Source organism: Anaerocolumna aminovalerica (genome assembly GCF_900115365.1).
Taxonomy (GTDB): Bacteria; Bacillota; Clostridia; order Lachnospirales; family Lachnospiraceae; genus Anaerocolumna; species Anaerocolumna aminovalerica.
In genome coordinates this window covers 26,979-47,931 of record NZ_FOWD01000030.1, presented here as the reverse complement: position 1 = coordinate 47,931, position 20,953 = coordinate 26,979, and the positions used below count along the sequence as shown (strand labels likewise).

At 34.4% G+C, this 20,953-nt stretch carries 18 protein-coding genes; 14 read left to right on the top strand and 4 right to left on the bottom strand.

The window, feature by feature from the left end:
* Window positions 1-4 precede the first annotated feature (4 nt).
* Both BM183_RS15080 and BM183_RS15075 read left to right on the top strand, forming a co-directional pair.
* A complete protein-coding gene (locus BM183_RS15080) occupies window positions 5-754 on the top strand; it encodes a ComF family protein (protein ID WP_091687698.1) in 750 nt (249 codons plus the stop codon).
* A 60-nt stretch (window positions 755-814) separates the two neighbouring features.
* Window positions 815-1,264, top strand: a complete 450-nt coding sequence (locus BM183_RS15075; RefSeq protein ID WP_091687697.1) for a flagellar protein — start codon at window positions 815-817, stop codon at window positions 1,262-1,264.
* Window positions 1,265-1,352: 88 nt separating this feature from the next.
* Here the strand turns inward: BM183_RS15075 and BM183_RS15070 are convergent, their stop codons facing one another.
* On the bottom strand, window positions 1,353-2,189 hold the full coding sequence (locus BM183_RS15070; RefSeq protein WP_091687696.1) for a CvfB family protein: 837 nt from the start codon (window positions 2,187-2,189) through the stop codon (window positions 1,353-1,355).
* Window positions 2,190-2,300: 111 nt separating this feature from the next.
* Complete coding sequence (locus BM183_RS15065; protein WP_091687695.1) at window positions 2,301-3,005, bottom strand: acyl-[acyl-carrier-protein] thioesterase; 705 nt, start codon at window positions 3,003-3,005, stop codon at window positions 2,301-2,303.
* A 353-nt stretch (window positions 3,006-3,358) separates the two neighbouring features.
* Here BM183_RS15065 and BM183_RS15060 point away from each other — a divergent pair, with 353 nt between their 5' ends.
* Window positions 3,359-3,955, top strand: coding sequence for a class I SAM-dependent methyltransferase (locus BM183_RS15060; protein ID WP_091687710.1), 597 nt, complete (start codon window positions 3,359-3,361; stop codon window positions 3,953-3,955).
* Between the two features lie 73 nt (window positions 3,956-4,028).
* Complete coding sequence (locus BM183_RS15055) at window positions 4,029-5,102, top strand: CPBP family intramembrane glutamic endopeptidase (protein WP_091687694.1); 1,074 nt, start codon at window positions 4,029-4,031, stop codon at window positions 5,100-5,102.
* A 66-nt stretch (window positions 5,103-5,168) separates the two neighbouring features.
* Here the strand turns inward: BM183_RS15055 and BM183_RS15050 are convergent, their stop codons facing one another.
* A complete protein-coding gene (locus BM183_RS15050; RefSeq protein ID WP_091687693.1) occupies window positions 5,169-5,345 on the bottom strand; it encodes a YjfB family protein in 177 nt (58 codons plus the stop codon).
* Window positions 5,346-5,696: 351 nt separating this feature from the next.
* Between BM183_RS15050 and trxB the strand changes: the two genes are divergently transcribed.
* The 10 genes from trxB to BM183_RS15000 all read left to right on the top strand — a co-directional run bounded on the left by trxB (window position 5,697) and on the right by BM183_RS15000 (window position 18,919).
* Window positions 5,697-6,620 carry a thioredoxin-disulfide reductase gene (gene trxB, locus BM183_RS15045; protein ID WP_091687709.1) on the top strand — a complete coding sequence of 308 codons (924 nt, stop codon included), beginning with the start codon at window positions 5,697-5,699 and terminating at the stop codon, window positions 6,618-6,620.
* A 232-nt stretch (window positions 6,621-6,852) separates the two neighbouring features.
* A complete protein-coding gene (locus BM183_RS15040; protein ID WP_170848035.1) occupies window positions 6,853-8,157 on the top strand; it encodes an NlpC/P60 family protein in 1,305 nt (434 codons plus the stop codon).
* Window positions 8,158-8,906: 749 nt separating this feature from the next.
* Entirely contained in the window at window positions 8,907-9,434 is a 528-nt protein-coding gene (gene hpf, locus BM183_RS15035; protein WP_091687691.1) for a ribosome hibernation-promoting factor, HPF/YfiA family, read from the top strand.
* 342 nt (window positions 9,435-9,776) lie between these two features.
* Window positions 9,777-12,344 (top strand): preprotein translocase subunit SecA, encoded by a 2,568-nt coding sequence (gene secA, locus BM183_RS15030; RefSeq protein WP_091687690.1) that lies wholly within the window; start codon window positions 9,777-9,779, stop codon window positions 12,342-12,344.
* Between the two features lie 253 nt (window positions 12,345-12,597).
* A protein-coding gene (gene prfB / locus BM183_RS15025) for a peptide chain release factor 2 (protein ID WP_097014369.1) occupies window positions 12,598-13,735 on the top strand; the annotation gives its coding sequence in 2 pieces (ribosomal slippage) (window positions 12,598-12,672 and window positions 12,674-13,735; 1,137 coding nt in all).
* A 37-nt stretch (window positions 13,736-13,772) separates the two neighbouring features.
* Window positions 13,773-14,243 (top strand): chemotaxis protein CheW, encoded by a 471-nt coding sequence (locus BM183_RS15020; protein WP_091687688.1) that lies wholly within the window; start codon window positions 13,773-13,775, stop codon window positions 14,241-14,243.
* A gap of 211 nt (window positions 14,244-14,454) precedes the next feature.
* Window positions 14,455-14,895, top strand: a complete 441-nt coding sequence (locus BM183_RS15015; protein WP_091687687.1) for an ACT domain-containing protein — start codon at window positions 14,455-14,457, stop codon at window positions 14,893-14,895.
* A gap of 93 nt (window positions 14,896-14,988) precedes the next feature.
* Complete coding sequence (locus BM183_RS15010) at window positions 14,989-16,206, top strand: homoserine dehydrogenase (protein ID WP_091687686.1); 1,218 nt, start codon at window positions 14,989-14,991, stop codon at window positions 16,204-16,206.
* A gap of 242 nt (window positions 16,207-16,448) precedes the next feature.
* Entirely contained in the window at window positions 16,449-17,651 is a 1,203-nt protein-coding gene (locus tag BM183_RS15005) for a cofactor-independent phosphoglycerate mutase (protein ID WP_091687685.1), read from the top strand.
* A gap of 59 nt (window positions 17,652-17,710) precedes the next feature.
* Window positions 17,711-18,919 (top strand): aspartate kinase, encoded by a 1,209-nt coding sequence (locus tag BM183_RS15000; RefSeq protein ID WP_091687684.1) that lies wholly within the window; start codon window positions 17,711-17,713, stop codon window positions 18,917-18,919.
* An 892-nt stretch (window positions 18,920-19,811) separates the two neighbouring features.
* On the opposite strand, the gene BM183_RS14995 is transcribed toward BM183_RS15000, so the two are convergent.
* On the bottom strand, window positions 19,812-20,264 hold the full coding sequence (locus BM183_RS14995) for an 8-oxo-dGTP diphosphatase (protein ID WP_091687683.1): 453 nt from the start codon (window positions 20,262-20,264) through the stop codon (window positions 19,812-19,814).
* Window positions 20,265-20,953 lie beyond the last annotated feature (689 nt).

The following is a 20,953-nucleotide window of genomic DNA, read 5'->3' as shown; positions in this document are numbered from 1 at the left end:
GAAGATGAGGGAGAATATTTTACTAAAGACAATTACCAATATACTGTATCCAAGAAGATGTCCCATTTGTGGGAAAATAGTAGTTCCTAGGGGAGAATTAGCTTGTCCCCCATGTAAATCAAAATTAATACCTATAGAAGAACCTCGATGTAAAAAATGCAGTAAACCTATAGATTCAGAAGAAATTGAATATTGTCTGGACTGTTTTACAAAACATCACCAGTATGAAAAAGGTTTTGCATTATGGGTTTATGACGCCAACATGAAAAAATCCATTGCGGAGTTTAAGTTTCATGGGAGGCAGGAGTATAGTGATTTCTACGCAGAAGAATTAGTTAAAAAATTTCGTGCAGAAATCCAAAAAATTGCACCAGATGTTTTAGTTCCAATTCCCATTCATAAATCCAAACAAATTCAAAGAGGATACAACCAAGCTGAAGTCCTGGCAAAAGGAATCGGTGAAAAGCTAAATATACCGGTTATTTCTCATCTTCTAAAAAGAGACCGTAAAACGTTGCCTCAGAAACAATTAAATGATAAAGAAAGATTAAAGAATCTTTTGAAAGCATTTACTTTTTCTAAAAAAGAGCTGCTTCAATACGAAGTGAAATATAATAGAAAAGTTCGTAAAGTATTGTTGGTCGACGATATATATACTACAGGAAGCACCATGGAAGCGTGTACAGGAATTTTACTGCAAAATGGAATAGAAGAAGTTTATTTTATTAGTATTTGCATTGGGAAAGGATACTAAGGAGAAAAGGTTGAAAGAATTTTGTTCTTTCAATACTTTGAAAGGAGCAAGGTTATAGAAATGGATGTTAGAAATTGTAATGAATGTGGTAAATTATTTAATTATATAGGGGTATCAAGTTTATGTCCTAATTGTTCAAAAAAACTGGATGAGAAGTTCGGGCAAGTAAAATCATATCTATATGATCATCCTGGTGCCGGTATACAAGAAGTTTCCGAAGAAAATGATGTAACACCCGGTCAAATCAGAAAATGGATAAGAGAAGAACGCCTTGCCTTCGCTGATAATTCAGTAGTAGGAATAGAATGTGAAAAATGTGGTACCATGATTCGTACCGGACGTTTTTGCCAATCCTGCAAAGATAAACTGGCAAATAATTTAAGTAATATTTATAGAGAACCGGAACCACAACCGAAACCAAAAAGAAAAGATTATAAAGACAATGCCAAAATGCGTTTTCTGGATAATAAAGATGTGGAAAAACCAAAGAACAATAACAATATGAGTTAAATTATAAACTCCGAAAGTGCAGAATTGCTTTATAAGCAGGAACAGCATTTTCGGAGTTTTATTTCATTTATGGAATTATAGCAAAATTTTATTTTATTTCACTAATACCGGAATCGGTAATATGGATGCGGCCTTCTTTAAGAAGGCGGCCGATTCCGCGTTTAAAAGCATTTTTACTCAGATTGAATTGATCCTTAATTACTTCGGAATCTGTTTTATCATGGTAGGGTAAAAAGCCGCCGGCTTCTTGAAGCTTTTTGAAAATCATTTCAGCATCTGCGTCCATTTGTACATAGGCTTTTTCACGAAGGCTTAAATCTAATTTACCATCCTCTTTTACATGGATTACTCTTGCTTCTACACTATCACCTGGTTTTAACGGACGATGCAATTCTTTTAAAGGTATTAAACCGCAATAAAGGTTATCAACAGCAACAAAAGCGCCAAATGCATCTATGATTTCGTATACAATTCCTATAACACGGTCATCTTTTTTATATGGAGAATCACATGAAAGATAATCATATACTTTCATGGTAGCACATAGACGGTTACTTTTGTCGATATAGAGGGCAACTAACACATCTTCCCCCGTATGAACTCGTGCAGTCTGTTCTTTAAATGGAAGTAATAAGTCTTTTGCCAGTCCCCAATCAAGGAATGCACCAATGGAGGTTACTTCTTTTACTCTTAATAGCGCTGTTTTACCCAATGTTAATTGGGGAATGGTAGTTGTTGCTATGATTCTGTCTTCAGAATCTTTGTATATAAATACTTTAATTTCCTCACCAATCTTTATATCCTTTGGTACCTGATTTTTTGGTAAGAGTACTTTTTCTTCACTGTTTGCAAATTCTCCTAGATATACTCCAAAATCAGAAGTTTTAATAACCTTCAGAATTTGAATTTCTCCTAATTTTATCATAAAGCCTCCTATTGTAACATTTTATTATGAAATACTATAACTAATATGTGTTCAAAAAACAATCTAAATGCGGTTTTCCGAAGATTTTCTAACGTAGATTAGTATTATTCCTCACTGTGTAAATTCTATTATGGCATAAGGCTTGTCCTCTGTGTTTGACAGCACTAGGGTACATTTATTATCTTCTTTTGAAATGTAAGGTATTATAGTATCACCCAGAACAGCAGGCATTTTATATTCTGCACGCATTTGTTTGATCTGAAAGCCCAAAGGTAAAAATTCTTCTGCCATTTTAATATATTGCCCATTGTTTACATGATTATTAGTATCGATATTAGAACGGATAACAGGGAATGATGTTAATCTGGTGAGCTTCTCAGGTATATCTATTTTACGGGGGGCATATTCCATATTGTATTTCTCTTCAGCTAAGTAACCACGCACCTCTTCCTCAGTAACCTTAACAGGGCGGTAGGTTTCAGAGTCAAGATATACCCAGATGGAATTGGCAACCGCTGCAACTTCTCCATGAGAATCCTGAATCATAAAATTACGATAGCCGTACATACTTTTAAAATCATAAGCCCAGGTTGAAGTAGTAATATCCTCACCTAAAACAGGATAGCGGTTCACAATAATCTGCCAGGAATTTAATAACCATACACGTTTCTTATCTGAAAGATAGCCTATACCTAATCCAATGTCTTCTGATTGAAATGTACTACAATCTTGAAAATAATTTATTATTGAGGTTAAATCCATTTTTCTATTTCTATCAACCTCGCTATAGCGAACACGGCTTTTGAAACTATACATTGTAATACTCCTTTTATTATTTACCATGTATTATTGAAGTAAAGTGTGTTTATAACCTTGACACATCCCTTACTCCCTTTCTATTATATTCATGGATAAAAAGTCGTTCATGATCATGGTACTCCACTTAGAATTGCATATAAGGGTGCAATTTTTTCATTTCCCTTCTATTATATCATTATTCTAAATTATTTGATATATTTTTTTAAAAGAAGAAGGTATATTTAGGAATTATATAGATAAGACTAAATTTATTCCATAAAGTTAATGAAATTCTTGACCATATAGTATATAATTAGAATATCGTATCAAAATAATAGGAGTATTGGTTTAATTTGAAAGGATGGTTTTGGTTGGACTCGATTGATTATTATAATAAGAACGCCAGTATATATTTTGAAAATACAGTGGATTTGAATATTGAAGATATCTTGGAGAAGTTTATTTCTTACCTGCCGGAAGCGGGTAATATATTAGATTTAGGCTGCGGTTCAGGAAGAGATAGTCTTTATTTTATTAATAAAGGTTTTGACGTTACTGCAATGGATGGTTCAGAGGAATTATGCCAGCTTGCATCCATACATATTGGACAGGATGTACTTCATATGCAGTTTAGTGAGTTGGATTTTCAGGAAGTTTTTGATGGTATTTGGGCCTGTGCTTCTTTATTACATACTACGCCGGAACAATTACATGAAATCTTGGGCAAGATATCGGACAGTTTAAATCCTGGCGGAGTATTATATATGTCTTTTAAATATGGAGATTTCCAAGGATATCGTAATGGCCGTTATTTTGCTGACTATAAATTTCATGATATTGAAGAAATTTTGGAAGAACATAGAGACTTGACAATTATGGAGATATGGAAGACTTCCGATATTAGAACAGAGCGTGATGAAAGCTGGTTAAATATTATAGTAAGGAAAGCAGAGAAAGAAGTACTATAATGAAAGGTTTCTATATAAGCTTATGTTATAATTAAAATACGCAGTTACAAAATGGGAAGACAGGAGTAAGTCAATGAATAGAGTAAGAACAATTAATTTCGTGTTTTTTGCCACAGTATTACTTTCTTTAGTGGGAAATTTCATAAACCAATGGATTTTTAATTATACAGATAATTATTTTATAATACTGCTGGTTTCGCAAATAATTTTAGTGCTTCCCTCAGCAATATATCTGGCACTTAGCAAAAACAGCATAGGAAAAGCCATTCGGTTTAATAAAATTAAAGGGTCTAATATAGTTTTAATTATTATATTTTCTTATTTAATTTCGCCTTTGATGACTTTAATCAATGCTATATCAATGCTTTTTGTAAAGAATGATACAGCCGGGCTTATGGAGAATATTGTTACAAATAATGGCTTTATCATTAGTTTGTTTATTATTGCCTTTATACCATGTGTACTGGAAGAAACGGTTTATCGCGGGATATTTTATAATGAGTATAGAAAAGTCAGTCCCATAAAAGGCATCCTATTAAGTGCATTTCTTTTTGGCATCATGCATATGAATTTTAATCAATTTTCTTATGCATTTATTATGGGTATTATATTTGCCCTTCTGATAGAAGCTACGGATTCCATCTTGTCAACTATGATAGTACATTTCTTTATCAATGGAAACTCCGTATTAATTATGTTTTTATACCCAAAGATGATGGAATACCTTGAAAAAGTTTATGGATCAGGATATTTTAATTCTGCAGAAACCATAGAAGGTATTCAGGCAAACTTCCAAATGGATTTTAGCTTAGTTTTACGGACTTACGCTTTTCCCGCACTTGTTGGAAGTGTTCTGGCATTTATTGTTTATCGTGCCATAGCAAAGAATTCAGGAAGATGGACCTTTATAAAAGGATTATTTAAACCAGGCGGAAACATGGAAATGAGTTCTTTTCAGGATACCGGGGAAAACAACCTGTCTTATCAACAAAAGAAGCGGTTAATGACAGCAAGTCTGTTAATAGGTATTCTTGTATGTGTAACCTTGATGATTTGGGGAGAGATCATCAGTCAGATGCCCAGTCCCTCTATAAACGAGGTAAATAATACATCCCTGTCAATTTATATCAATCATATTCTTTCATAATATATGAAAAGGCTATTGTAATAACATTTGTTATTACAATAGCCTTTTTACCTAACATTTTCGATATTATAATTTAATATCAATAGTTTGACCTACGTTAGGGGTAACAGACTGTTCCATCATTTTTATCATGCTGTCTGCGGAGACCTCCACCGTATCCATACTATTTTTCAGTACTGCAATACTAACGCTGGTCATTAATTGAGATTGACTAAGTGCCATTGATGCCAATGCAACATCCATGAGTACACCTCCTCTTTAGTAGAAAATTAGGTACTGCGAAACATACATCAAAGAAAAATCGAATAGGATTGTTCTTGATTGTTATAATATGTTATAATATATTATATCATGAACAAGAGAGTGTTCATAATCTTTGTAAACTACGCTCAGGATTTTGCAAGCAAGCTTGCAAATCCTTTACTCTATTTTTATTATAATATATTTTCTATAATAGGAAAAGAGTTTTTTAGTCCCAGAAGAAGGTGTTAAAACACCAGGGCGGAGGTAGTGAGAAAAATTGTTGATTTTTCTCACACCAATTTGTGCCTGGGCTTAAAGTTTGCAGGTATTGAAGAAAGGCGGGTTATTTATATGAATAAAATTTATGATTTAATTATTATAGGATCCGGTCCTGCAGGTCTGGCAGCAGCAATTTATGCAGGAAGAGCAGAATTAGACACTATAATTATTGAGAAGGCCCCTATGAGCGGGGGACAAATTATCAATACCTATGAAGTGGATAACTATCCTGGAATTCCAGGCATCAGCGGGTTTGATTTAGGTACTAAATTCAGGGAGCATTGTGATAAGTTAAATATGAATTTCATTACCGGCGAAGCAGTGAAATTTGAGGTAGAAGATGATATTAAGAAAGTAACCCTGGATGAGGGTACTTCCTATTCTGCTAAAGCAGTAATTATTGCAGCAGGTGCAAAACCACGTAAGCTAATGGTAGAGGGAGAAGAAAAACTATCCGGTTTAGGTGTATCTTATTGTGCTACATGTGACGGTGCTTTCTTTAGAAATAAAGTAACTGCAGTAGTGGGCGGCGGAGATGTAGCGGTGGAGGATGCAATTTTCTTGGCAAGGCTATGTAAAAAAGTATATGTAATTCACAGAAGAGATGAATTCAGAGCTGCAAAAAGCTATACCTCCAAACTGGTTTCTATGGAAAATGTTGAAATACTTTGGGATACGGTAGTAGAAAAGATACTTGGTCAGGAACAGGTATCTCAAATAGAAGTAAAGAATGTAAAAACAGAAGAATCTAAGGCCCTGGAGGTAGATGGCATATTTATTGCAGTTGGCAATATTCCAACCTCAGAAGTTTATAAAGATATCATTAATATGGACAAAAACGGATATATTATTGCAGGGGAAGATTGCAAGACCAATGTATCCGGTGTTTTTGCAGCAGGGGATATCCGTACAAAAGAACTGAGACAAATCATAACTGCAGCATCAGATGGTGCCAATGCCATTACAGCGGTAGAAAAGTATTTAAATACTCTTTAATCTAATTTTTTGCATTATAACTAGAAATATTCTGAATAATTAAAATAATTGGTCATAATTAACCATGTTTTTACCAGTTTAATAGTTGACAGACGTAGTATAGTTTGATATAATGACCTCAGAAATTTAATAGATTTGTAACAATTAATTTTAATTTGTAAAACTTATTTAAACTAATGAGATGATTTTAAGATTTTCACTTGTGAAATCTTTTAAGGAGGTCAACTTTCATATGATAAATGGAACTGTGGTTAAAGTATCCCTTTTCGCTGCCGGAGCATTTCTGTCACTAGGTACTACAGTAACTGCGAAAGCTTCTACAATTACATCTGATAAACCTATAGCCGGAATTACACAAAAGATTGATGAGTATTATGATGTGGTTCCGGAAGACCAGGTAGGAGAAGCGGAAGCAGTATTAGAAACTATATCTTCAAAAGAAAATCCTAAAGAGAAGATGACAGAAGTTGTTTCCCCATATGCCAATTTGGGTATATCCGTTGCCAATGATTATGTTAATATAAGAACAGAACCGAATACAGAAAGTGAAATTGTAGGTAAATTATATCGTGGCTGTGCAACGGATATTTTAGAAACTGAAGGGGAATGGGTTAAAATTCATTCCGGTAAAGTGGATGGCTATATTAAGGCAGAATATTTAGCAATCGGAGAAGAGGCAGAAAGCTTAATCGAAGAATTTGCAACTAAGTATGCTACGGTCAATACAGAAACTCTTTTTGTAAGAGAAGGGCAAGGTACCGATACTAAGATAATTAATATGGTTCCATTAGGAGAAAGTTATTATATTATTAAGGAATACGAAGAATGGGCGGAAATCATGATTGATGATGTGGAAACAGGCTTCGTTTCTAAAGAACTTATTAATATAGATGTTAAATTTGATTATGCAATCTCCATAGAAGAAGAACAGGCTAAGCTGGCAGCAGAAGAAGCAGCTAAGCAAGCTGAGATAGAAAGATTAGAAGCCCTTGCTAGGGAACAGGAAGCAGAAAGAGCGGAAGCAGCAGCCAGAAAGGCAGAAGCCCAAAGGCAGGCGGAAGCAGTTCAGAAAGCGGCAAATTCAAATACTACTAATACTACTAATACATCCAATACATCCAACACTCCAAAAGAACCAGCAAAGGAAACACAGAAACCTTCCAGCAGCGGTTCCGGAAACGGTCAGCAGATAGCGGACTACGGTGTTAAATTTGTTGGTAATCCATATGTTTATGGTGGAGAAAGCTTAACCAATGGTGCAGACTGTTCCGGTTTCGTTCGAGCTATTTATTCCCATTTTGGAAAGAGTATTAGACGTACATCAGGTGAACAATCTCAGTCAGCAGGATATGTTGTGGATATATCAGAACGTCAGCCGGGAGATTTGATTTTCTATCGTAACAGCAGTGGTAATGTAAACCATGTTGCAATCTATATTGGAAATGATAGAATTGTACATGCCTCTAACCAAAGAGATGGAATTAAGATATCCAATTATAAATATCGTACACCTTATATTGTAAGAAGAGTATTTTAGGGTATATAGATGGTAATTAACGAATAATATACAAGTAATAAAACATAATAAAAGAACAATATATAAATGTCATTCTAGGCTTAGGTTTAGAATGACATTTTTTTATTTAAAACTGTTTCGACCCATAAAAGGGAAATAATCGTGGATAAAATGGTATAAAGGGCAGAGTTTTTTGAATTGTAGTTAAATATTTTGAAAATTGATTAATATTTGGCAAATAGTATATAATTTTGCTTTTTACAAAAAGAAAAAAAGCCCTATTGACAAATAGGGACATGTACAAAGTGCACAAATAATAAAAAAGTGCTCTTAAAAAATAAAGTTGGACAAAAATGGTTCCCCATTCATCCAAAAGTTATCCACAATTTTAAGCGTTCATTTTTAACGAAAAGAGAGTTATACACCGAGTTATCCACATTATCCACATTTATCAACCACCCCTGTCGAATATAAAATCCTTGTCAAGGACGAAAATCTGTTTTGTAAGTAATGATAAATATGACAAAAATAAAGGAAAATGAATTGTTGAGACAGTTAACCTATATTGTCAAATAAAAAGATAATTTGTTTTCTAATTATTCGAATTTTGGGTAAATAATGACAGATTAAATAGAATTATCAATAATAATAAAATAAAATGGAAGAAAGAAAGATAGGAGGGGTGTTTTTTATTTGCTTGTCACATAATCAGCCATGTGATATAATACTTATATAGTAATACAATATGAATTAAAAAGGAGTTGGTCATAATGCGTTATATAATTAGCGGTAAAAATATTGATGTGACAGAAGGTTTAAAATCAGCTGTTTATGAGAAGATTGGCAAGCTGGAACGATATTTTACTCCTGATACTGAAATTCATGTAACTATGAGTGTGGAAAAAGAAAGACAGAGAATTGAAGTAACTATCCCTATGAAAGGAACTATTATTCGTGCCGAACAAGTTAGTAATGACATGTATGTTTCCATCGATTTAGTAGAAGAGATTATTGAACGTCAATTAAGAAAATACAAAAATAAATTAATAGAACAAAAACAAGCGGCAGTTAATTTTAATCAGGCTTTTATTGAAGACGATTATGCAGAAGATGATTCTATTAAAATTGTTAAAACGAAAAAGTTTGCAATCAAACCTATGGATCCGGAAGAAGCTTGTATTCAGATGGAATTATTAGGCCATAATTTCTTCGTATATCGTAATGCGGAAACAGACGAAGTTAATGTAGTTTACAAACGCAAGGGGAACACTTACGGTCTAATTGAACCAGAATTCTAATAGTGGATTTAATTACAACAAAACAAAATTTAATTGCTAAGGATTAGTAATGAGCTGTCGTATCAGAAGCTTTGCTGGAGACAACCAATCAGTTGAATCCGTAAGTTCAATACGGCAGCTTTTTCTGTTGTATGTTTCATTATAATTTGATATATTTTAAACAAAAGATTACGGTATTGTGTACAGAAAGAAAAAATGTGAACGGAAAATGAACAATTATAAAAAGAGTTGATTACTATCTATGTAAATGTTACAATATATGCTGAAATGTAAAATATATAAATATAATGAGGGAAGTTGTAATTTAGCGAACCAATCCAAATAATACAGGAGTGAAAAAATATGGGTTTTTTAGAAAAGATATTTGGTACACACAGTGAAAGAGAATTAAAATTAGTTTATCCAATCGTTGATAAAATAGAAGCATTAGAGCCTTCAATGGAAAAACTTTCAGATGAAGAATTAAGAAATAAAACAGTAGAATTTAAAAATAGACTAAAAAATGGGGAAACGCTAGACGACGTATTAGTAGAAGCTTATGCCGTAGTAAGAGAGGCGGCAAAAAGAACTCTGGGCATGAGACATTACCGGGTACAGTTAATAGGTGGTGTGATTCTTCACCAGGGAAGAATTACGGAAATGCGTACCGGTGAAGGTAAAACATTAGTTTCTACTTTACCGGCTTATCTGAATGCTTTAGAGGGTAAAGGTGTTCATATCGTTACCGTTAATGATTACTTAGCAAAACGTGATGCTGAGTGGATGGGACAAATACATGAATTCTTAGGTTTAAAAGTAGGCGTAATTTTAAACAGTATGAATAATGATGAGAGAAGAGAAGCCTATAATTGCGATATTACCTATGCTACCAATAACGAGTTGGGATTTGATTACTTAAGAGATAACATGGTTATTTATAAGGAGCAATTAGTACAAAGAGGCTTACCTTATGCCATCATTGACGAAGTGGACTCTGTATTAATTGATGAAGCAAGAACACCTCTTATAATTTCCGGCCAAAGCGGTAAATCAACCAGATTATATGAAGCATGTGATATTCTTGCAGGACAGTTAGTTCGTGGTAAGGAAAGTGCAGAACTTACCAAAATGGCTGCAATTATGAAGGAAGAAATTGAAGAAACCGGTGATTTTATTGTAAATGAAAAAGACAAGAATGTTAACTTAACCGAAGAAGGTGTAAAGAAGGTAGAAGAATTCTTCCATATAGAAAACCTTGCTGATCCTGAGAATCTTGAAATACAGCATAATATCATATTGGCATTACGTGCCCATAATTTAATGTTTAGAGACAAAGACTATGTAGTAAAAGATGACGAGGTTTTAATCGTAGATGAATTTACCGGACGTATTATGCCCGGAAGACGTTATTCCGATGGTCTTCATCAGGCTATTGAAGCAAAGGAAAAAGTTAAGGTAAAAAGAGAAAGTAAAACTTTAGCTACGATTACATTCCAGAATTTCTTTAATAAATATGATAAAAAATGCGGTATGACAGGTACAGCATTAACAGAGGAAAAAGAATTCAGAGAAATATATGGAATGGACGTTATTGAGATTCCAACCAATTTGCCGGTTGTCCGTAATGACAGACAAGATGCGGTATATAAGACTAAGAAAGAAAAACTGAATGCAGTTGTTAATGAAATCGTGGAATCACACAAGAAAGGTCAGCCGGTATTAGTAGGTACTATTACTATCGAAGCTTCCGAAGAATTAAGTGATTTATTAAAGAAAAAAAATATTCCTCATAAAGTATTAAATGCGAAATTCCATGAATTAGAAGCAGAAATCATAGCAGATGCAGGTCAGCTTGGAGCAGTTACTATTGCAACCAATATGGCCGGCCGTGGTACTGATATTAAACTTGGTGAAGGGGTAAAAGAAGCCGGAGGCCTTAAGATTATTGGTACAGAACGTCATGAATCCAGACGTATTGATAATCAGTTAAGAGGACGTGCCGGACGTCAGGGAGACCCGGGTGAATCCCGCTTCTTCATTTCCTTGGAAGATGATTTAATGCGTCTATTCGGTTCTGAAAGATTAATGGGTATGTTCAATTCCTTAGGCTTACCGGATGGAGAACAAATTGAACATAAGATGTTAAGCAGTGCTATCGAAAAAGCCCAGAAACGTATTGAAAATAACAACTTTGGTATCAGAAAGAATTTACTTGAATATGATCAGGTAAATAATGACCAGCGTGAGATCATCTATGCAGAAAGAAGGCGCGTACTGGACGGCGAAAGCATGAGAGATGCTATCTATAAAATGATTACTGATACAGTTGAAAAGGCAGTAGGCAGATCTATCAGTGATGATCAAAGTCCGGAAGAATGGGATTTAGATGATTTAAATAATCACATTCTGCCTATTATACCTTTAGAGCCAATTACCTTAGACCAGGTAACCGGATTAAAGAAGAATGCATTAATGCAAAAGTTAAAAGAAGATGCAGTAAAACTTTATGAAGCAAAAGAAGCAGAATTCCCGGAAAAAGAACAGTTAAGAGAAATTGAACGTGTTATTTTGCTTAGAGTTATTGATAGAAAATGGATGGATCATATCGATGATATGGATCAATTACGTCAAGGAATTGGTTTACAGGCATATGGACAAAGAGATCCACTGGTAGAATATAAATTCATGGGATTTGAAATGTTCGATGAAATGACAGAAGCAATCAGTGAAGATACGGTAAAAGCTTTAATGCATGTAAGAATCGAGCAGAAAGTAGAACGTGAGCAAGTTGCTAAAGTGACCGGAACCAACAAGGACGATTCTGTTCAACAAGGACCGGTTCGCAGAGTCGGTAAAAAGATTCAGCCAAACGATCCATGCCCATGCGGCAGCGGCAAGAAGTATAAGTATTGCCATGGAAAGAGTGCTTAACCATATTTATGCTCCGTGAAAGCATTTAGTTTAGTAAAGTATATAAGCTGACATGTTATGTCAAGGAGAGTAAAGTATGCTGATCCGGGCAATATATCAACCGGAATAAGCCATTAATCTGAGTAAAAACGATGTCATTCTGAGCGAAAATTTAGCGTTGCTGAATTTTCGCTCAAATCTCTCAATCGTTGGATTCTTTGATTAAAATCAGTCTTTAGAATGAGAATAATAATATAATGAAAGTGGTGATATATTGGTAGAATTAGATCAATTAAAATATACTCTTAATTCTTATGAAAGGCCATTAAAAGAAGTGGGGGATTCACTTTGACCTGGTAAATAAACAGGAGAGAGTGACCATGCTTGAGCATATTATGGAGGAACCTAATTTTTGGGATTCAGCAGAGAAGGCTCAGGGCTATGTAAAAGAATTAAAAAATTTAAAAGATATAATAGACGGATACTGTTTTTTAAAAGGTCAATACGAAGATATTGAAACTTTAATAGAGATGGGCTATGAAGAGAATGATGAATCCCTTATACCTGAGATAGAAGAAACATTAAAGAAATTCATAGAGAATCTGGAAGAATTACGCCTTAATACCCTTCTATCGGATGAATATGACAAATATAACGCTATACTGACTCTCCATGCAGGTGCAGGAGGAACAGAAAGTTGCGACTGGGCAAGTATGCTTTCTAGGATGTACCAGAAATGGGCGGATAAAAAAGGCTATACTACTGAAGTACTGGATTATTTAGATGGAGAAGAAGCAGGCATTAAGTCCATAACCATACAAATCAACGGAGTCAATGCTTATGGGCACCTAAAGTCTGAGCATGGAGTTCACCGTTTGGTGCGTATTTCACCATTTAATGCAGCAGGAAAAAGACAGACCTCCTTTGTATCCTGTGATGTTATGCCGGATATTGAAGAAGATACCGGTATCGAAATTGATGAAGGTGATTTGAGAATAGATACCTATCGGTCCAGCGGTGCAGGAGGACAGCATGTAAACAAAACCTCCTCTGCAATCAGAATTACTCATATACCTACAGGAATTGTTGTACAGTGCCAGAATGAAAGGTCTCAGTTTCAGAATAAAGATAAGGCAATGCAAATGTTAAAAGCAAAATTATATTTATTGAAGAAACAGGAAAATCAGGAGAAGGAATCTGGAATCCGTGGTGAAGTGAAAGAAATCGGATGGGGCAATCAGATACGTTCCTATGTTATGCAGCCATACACTATGGTAAAAGACCACCGGACCAATGCAGAAGTTGGAAATGTTTCTAACGTATTGGACGGCTATATAGATCCTTTTATTAACGAATATTTAAAATGGATTAATATAAAAAGTACTAATGAAATCCAAAATCAAAATATATAAATAGTAACTTGCAGTATATGAGATAGGAGGAACGCAAATGATAAAGTCAGCACAAACAAAGCAGGTAATATTTGCATTGGGAGACGAAGAATACGGTTTGGATATTATGATTGTGAATGCTATTGAAAAATACACCGATATTGTCAGAGTTCCCAATGGACCAGAATGTATAAAAGGAATTATTAACCTTCGCGGAGATGTAATTCCTGTTTACAGCTTACGCAAAAAGTTTGGATTGGAAGAAAAGGGAATTGATGAAAATACCAAACTGGTAATTACCAAATCCAATAATATTATGATGGCATATGAAGTGGATGCGGTGAAAGAAATTATTGAAATTCCAGATGAAAATATCAGCGAAACGCCCATTATAGTAAAAGGCAAGAATACATCCTATATAAAAAGTATTGCTAATATAAACGGGCGTATGATTATACTTCTTGATCACAATGGAATATTAACGGAGAAAGAGCAAGAAAATATAGAACTTTTAATGGAAAATCAATAGTGAACTTTTCCGAATTCAAAAACCATATTTATAAGAAGGGTTGTCTCAATACGCAATTGGGATAACTCTTTTTGTATATTCTGCATATAGAATGAAAATTTATTCAAAAATTAGTTGAAATTTAAAATAAAGTGTGATAGTATATCTTTCTATGAGAGACATGTGTACTTCCTGCAAAAACAAACCTCCCAGAGGATGAAGGGTGAATAGAATGAATGAAGGTAAATATTATATTGTAAAGAAAAAAGCAGTACCAGAAGTATTGCTGAAAGTGGTAGAAGCAAAAAGACTATTAGATTCTGAAAAAGTTATAACAGTTCAAGAAGCAGCAGATATAGTGGGAATTAGCAGAAGTTCTTTTTATAAGTATAAGGATGATATATTTCCATTTCACGAGAATGCAAGAGGTAAAACAATTACCTTTATGTTACAGGTAGATGATATTCCTGGCCTCCTATCCTGTGTATTAAACTGCGTTGCAAAGAATAACGCCAATATACTAACTATACATCAAAGTATTCCGGTAAATGGTATTGCTTCCTTAACTTTAAGTATTGAAATTCCACCCCAGATATTAGATGCCGCAGTCATATTTGATGAAATCGAAGCTTTAGATGGAGTTCATTATATTAAGATACTAGCAAGAGAATAATAAGTAATAAATAGATCAGATAATCAATTAGCAGGAATAATGACATTTTATAGAGCTTGGCAATAATTTGTCTTATGCAGAAAAGAGGCGAATATGGTAAATATAGCAATACTAGGTTATGGCACTGTAGGATCAGGTGTTGTTGAAGTGTTAGATATAAATGGAGACAGTATTAATAAGCGGTGCGGAAAAGAAATAAATATAAAATATATTCTAGATTTAAAGGAATTCCCAGGAACCCCTATAGAAAATAAGATCGTCCATGATTATAATATTATTGTAAATGATCCGGAAATTCAAGTGGTAGTGGAGGTTATGGGTGGTGTAGAACCGGCTTATTCCTTTGTAAAAGAAGCTATTTTAAAGGGAAAAAGTGTATGTACCTCCAACAAAGAGCTGGTTGCAAAACATGGTGCTGAATTATTAGCACTTTCCAAAGAGAAAAAGGTCAACTTTTTATTTGAAGCAAGTGTTGGTGGAGGCATCCCAATTATTCGTCCTTTAAATCAATCTTTAACAGCAGACGAAATAGAAGAAATCACCGGCATCTTAAATGGAACTACCAATTACATCTTAACCAAAATGAGTGAAGAAGGTGTGGATTTTGAGTCAGCATTAAAAGAAGCCCAGGAGAAAGGATATGCTGAACGTAATCCGGAAGCAGATATTGAAGGATATGATGCATGCAGAAAAATTGCAATTCTTTCTTCTCTTGCATTTGGCATGCAGGTGGATTTTGAAGATATTTATACAGAAGGGATCTCCCAAATAACAGATATTGATTTTAAATATGCGAAAGAATTAGATGCAAGAATAAAACTCCTAGGTACAAGCAGAAAAGAGGGAGAAGGGGTTTGTGCAATGGTGGCACCAATGATGATAAATGCCAATCACCCACTCTATAGTGTAAATGATGTATTTAATGGAATATTTGTCAGAGGTAATGTAATTGGCGATGTTATGTTTTATGGCAGCGGTGCCGGCAAACTTCCTACCGCCAGTGCAGTAGTAGCTGATGTAGTGGATGCAACAAAACATCTGGGCACTAATATTATGACTATATGGAGCAGTAAGAAACTAGATTTAATAAGTATAAAGGAAAGTTCCCATAGATTTTTTGTACGAATTGGCAGAGATAATGAAGAGACCAAAGCAGAAGTTTCTAAAATTTTTGGCCAGTTTCAAGTGGTAAAACCCAAGGATGTTATGGGAGAATTTGCATTTATTACAGAACCTATGACGGAAGCGGAATATAGTGAAAAAGCAGCTGCATTAAAAGATATTGTAAGCATGATTCGGGTTAGATTCTAGAATTACTGTTGTGGATAGAGAATGGATTGAAGTTATATCCATGGAAATATGCGGATATGTAAATATCCGCTTGACTTAACTATGTCTGAAGTGATAAAAATTACTTGTAAAAGAATACATTAATAAAATATAAGGATATTTAAAGAAGAAGTTTTCATAAAGAATAAGTAAGCAAGTAAAAGTAAAGTTAACTGTATAAAAGGTAAACTAAGATACATAAAGGGAGAAGGAAGGATTTCATCATGAAATATATTATTGTGCTAGGTGACGGTATGGCAGACGAACCCATTGAAGGGCTGGGTGGAAAAACGCCTTTAGAGTATGGAGAGACACCAACCATGGATGAATTATCAAAGAAGTCTGAGATTGGATTATGTTATACCATACCGGAAGGAATGAAACCGGGAAGTGATACTGCCAATTTATCGGTGCTGGGATATAATCCGAAAGTATATTACACTGGACGTTCTCCTTTGGAAGCATTAAGTATTGGAGTTGACATGAAGGATGAAGATATTGCTTTAAGATGCAATATAGTAACCCTGTCTGATGATACTCTTCCTTATGAAGACAAGAGGATTTTGGACCATAGTGCAAGTGAAATATCTACGGAAGATGCGAAAGTTTTGTTGGAAGCGGTTCGCAAAGAATTAGAAAATGATATTTATAAATATTATTTAGGCACAAGTTATAGACATCTGACCATATGGGACAAAGGGGAGGTTGTTGATTTAACAGCTCCTCATGATATATTAGGTAAGGTAATAGGCACATATTTACCGAAAGACGCATATTTAAAAGATATGATGAAAAAAAGTTATGATATATTGAACAACCACCCATTGAATATGGAGAGAGCTGAAAAGGGACTAAATAAAGCCAATTCCATATGGTTTTGGGGTGCAGGGACAAGGCCTCAATTAACATCTTTTGAAGAAAAGTTTCATAAAAGAGGAGCAATGATTTCGGCAGTTGACCTTTTAAAAGGCATTGCTGTTGGTGCCGGAATGAAGGTGGTTCCTGTAGAAGGTGCAGATGGTACCTTACATACCAATTATGAAGGGAAAGCTATAGCAGCAGTAAAAGAACTTACCGAGAACAATCAGGATTTTGTATATATTCATGTGGAAGCCCCGGATGAAATGGGCCATCAAGGTAATATTTCCAATAAAATAAAGGCCATTGAATATTTAGACCGCAAAGTTATAAAAGTGGTAAAGAGCCAAATGGAGGCTGCCGGTGTGGAATACAGAATGCTGATTATGCCGGATCATCCCACTCCAATCAGTTGCAGAACCCACACAAGCAATCCGGTTCCTTACATGCTTTACGATAGTTCAAACCAATTGGATAAAAAGTGGAATTACAATGAAAAGGAAGCTGGAAACAGCGGTAATGTAGTCAAATACGGATATGAAATAATCAATAAATTATTTGAATTATAAGGGAAATTAGAATCTACAAAGATTTTAGCTTGTTTGAATATAATTATAGGAGGCATTGTATGTTAATTGTAAAAAAATTCGGCGGAACATCTGTAGCCGATAAGGAAAAAATTTTTAATGTTGCCAGAAGGTGTGTTGAAGATTATAAAAATGGCAATGAAGTTGTTGTTGTACTATCTGCAATGGGAAAGCAAACTGACCTGCTTTTAGCCCAGGCCAGAGAAATTAATCCCAATGCATCAAAGCGTGAAGTTGACATGCTTTTAACAACAGGAGAGCAAATTTCAGTTTCATTAATGGCAATGGCCATGAATTCTTTAGGAGTTCCAGCTATTTCTTTAAATGCCTTCCAAGTGGCCATGCATACAACCTCAGTTTATGGCAGTGCAAGAATAAAAAGAATTGATGTAGATAGAATCCATAGTGAGCTTGCAAATAATAAAATAGTTATAGTTACAGGCTTTCAGGGCATTAACAGCTTTGGCGATTATACCACCTTGGGCAGAGGGGGTTCTGATACCACCGCAGTTGCTATTGCAGCTGCCCTTAATGCAGATGCCTGTGAAATCTATACCGATGTAGACGGTGTATTTACAGCAGATCCAAGACTTGTTCCAAATGCAAAAAAACTAAATGAAATCACCTATGATGAGATGCTTGAATTATCATCACTAGGGGCAGGTGTTTTACACAATAGATCAGTAGAAATGGCAAAGAAATATGGAGTACAATTAGTTGTACGCTCAAGTTTAAATAATTCAGAAGGAACTGTGGTGAAGGAGGAAATAAAAATGGAGAAGATGCTAGTGAGTGGTGTAGCGGCTGATAAGAATACAGCCCGTATTGCAGTTATAGGTTTAGAAGATCAACCAGGGGTAGCATTTAAATTATTTAATCACTTAGCAAGACATAATATAAATGTTGATATCATATTACAGTCAGTAGGCCGTAACGGCACAAAAGATATTAGCTTTACAGTTGCAGAAGACAGCGTAGAAGAAGCGGTAGAAATCCTGGAACGCCACAGAGCAGGCAGCTTAAAGTGCCATAAAATCGATGTTGAGAAATCCGTTGCTAAAGTATCCATTGTTGGTGCCGGTATGATGTCTAACGCAGGTGTAGCTGCTAAAATGTTTGAGGCACTTTATGATGTAGGAGTAAATATTAAGATGATTTCTACCTCTGAAATCAGAGTTACAGTATTAATCGATGAAATTTATGTTGAAAAGGCTATGAAGGCTGTTCATGATAAATTTAGTCTGGCTTAGATTATTGAATTAGGACGCTTTGCCTATGTAAATATAGAGCCCTTCGAGAGTATGGGAGATAGATTTTTTGGTTATGACCCTTGGAGAATTCGATTGGTTCTAATACGATAGGAATCGCTTAAAGCATATTTAGAAATTGCGAACTCGTCGGGGGTTGTACCCCCTCCTCAAACATCACAATTTCTAAATATTGGCGCGATTTCTATCGTATAAGAACCATGACGAATTCTTCCAAAGTCACAAAAAACCTATCTTCCATACTCACGAAGGTCAATTTACTTTGTGAGGGCAAAGCTGGGTATTGGATATATTATTGCTTTGGATAAATTCTGTTTCAGAAGTATTATATAGAAGTAATGATATATGAATATGCAACTTCTCAATAGAATTTATGATCGATTTTTTCTATAGACAAATAGTGGTTTGAAAATGAAGACTCTTTGAATGAAATATCATTATAGTATTAAGTAATAAAAGGATATAGTACAAAATATATAAACTGCAGGAAAATTATAACAATAGCCAATTGACAGAAGATGCCTAAAATGATATGTTTTAACTAAAATGCAAGGAGGTTATTATGTCGGGGTTTAGTGTTTTAACTTATTTTGGTGTATTCATGGGTATAGTTCAATGGGCTTTCTATTTACTTGGTATTGTTTGTATGATTAAGTATTTAAAAGATAAGAAATGATAAAGTAATTAATATATAGTATTAAAAAGCGGCTAAAGAAAAATTGAAAGATAATGATTACTCTATTGCCTTGGCTTTAGGTATATCAAGCAGACTGGGCGAATTTTGTACAGTCTGTTTGATAACTGAACTTATACTTTTATTATTAAATAGTAAAATCGCAAAAACTTATTTAGCTCTGCGATTTTAGTTTTTATTTTATAGCAATTTCTTTTTCCAATCATCCAGTTCCCTATAGTAATAGAATTCACTAAGTTCATCCGATTCAAAAACAGAAACCATATCTAAAAAATCATTAGCAAGTGAGTATTGTTTTAACTCATCTTTCTTTATCCAAAACACATCACCTTCTTTAGAGGACCTTAAATCTCCTTTAAATTGATTGGTCTTAAAAAATAAAACCACATATCTCTCATCCTCCTTTGTCTGAAACTGCTTTATTCCACATAAAACAGGATTTTCAATAGTAAGTCCGGTTTCTTCAAAAACCTCTCTCTTAACAGACTCAACAAAAGATTCACCATATTCAACATGCCCACCAGGAAATGTAACTCCAGGCCAATCTGGATTGCGTCTATCTTGAACTAAAATAGAATCCTCCTTATAAATCATACACATATTTGTAAATATAGCTTTTTCATTTCTACTCATTTTTGTACCTCTTTCGTTATGTAAAATTTAAGTCACACTTTGCAATATGTCTGCCCCGGTATCGGCAAAAGCCTTATGAAAATTCAGGGGAAAAAATAGATTTTATTACAAAACAATATTAATAATATAATAAGACAAACAATTTGTATACTGCATTAAATAAACCTTAATAATCTTATGAATCAGAAGTTACAACCTAAAAGAAATGAAAACACCTAGATTCCAATTACTTCTATATCCCCGTTAAGTATTTAAAATATTATAGATTTAATAAAATTAGTTATTATACCCTAAAGAATATAATGTTCTAATCTTATTAACCCATTAAAATTAATCAATAAATTAACATCATTTAAAAACAGTCCATCTAATCTGATAAACTCATCCATTATTCTTACTTGTCTTACCATTAAACATATTATAATACGACCAGCTTTGCCTCACAACGTAAATTACTCCGAAAGTGGTGGCTGGTTTTTACATTGTCTCTCAACCTAAATTCAGATAACATGTGGCTTGCTTCAATTTGGCGTAATCCGTCTGACAAGGCTGCTTATGGCCGACTAGAGACTCAGTGACAAGTATCGCCCTCTGCGATACTTGTCATGCGTTTTGAGGCTCTACAAAGGACATGCCGCAGGAAGGAAAGGTAGCTAAATTGAAGCAAGCCACATGTTATCCTTCGATAC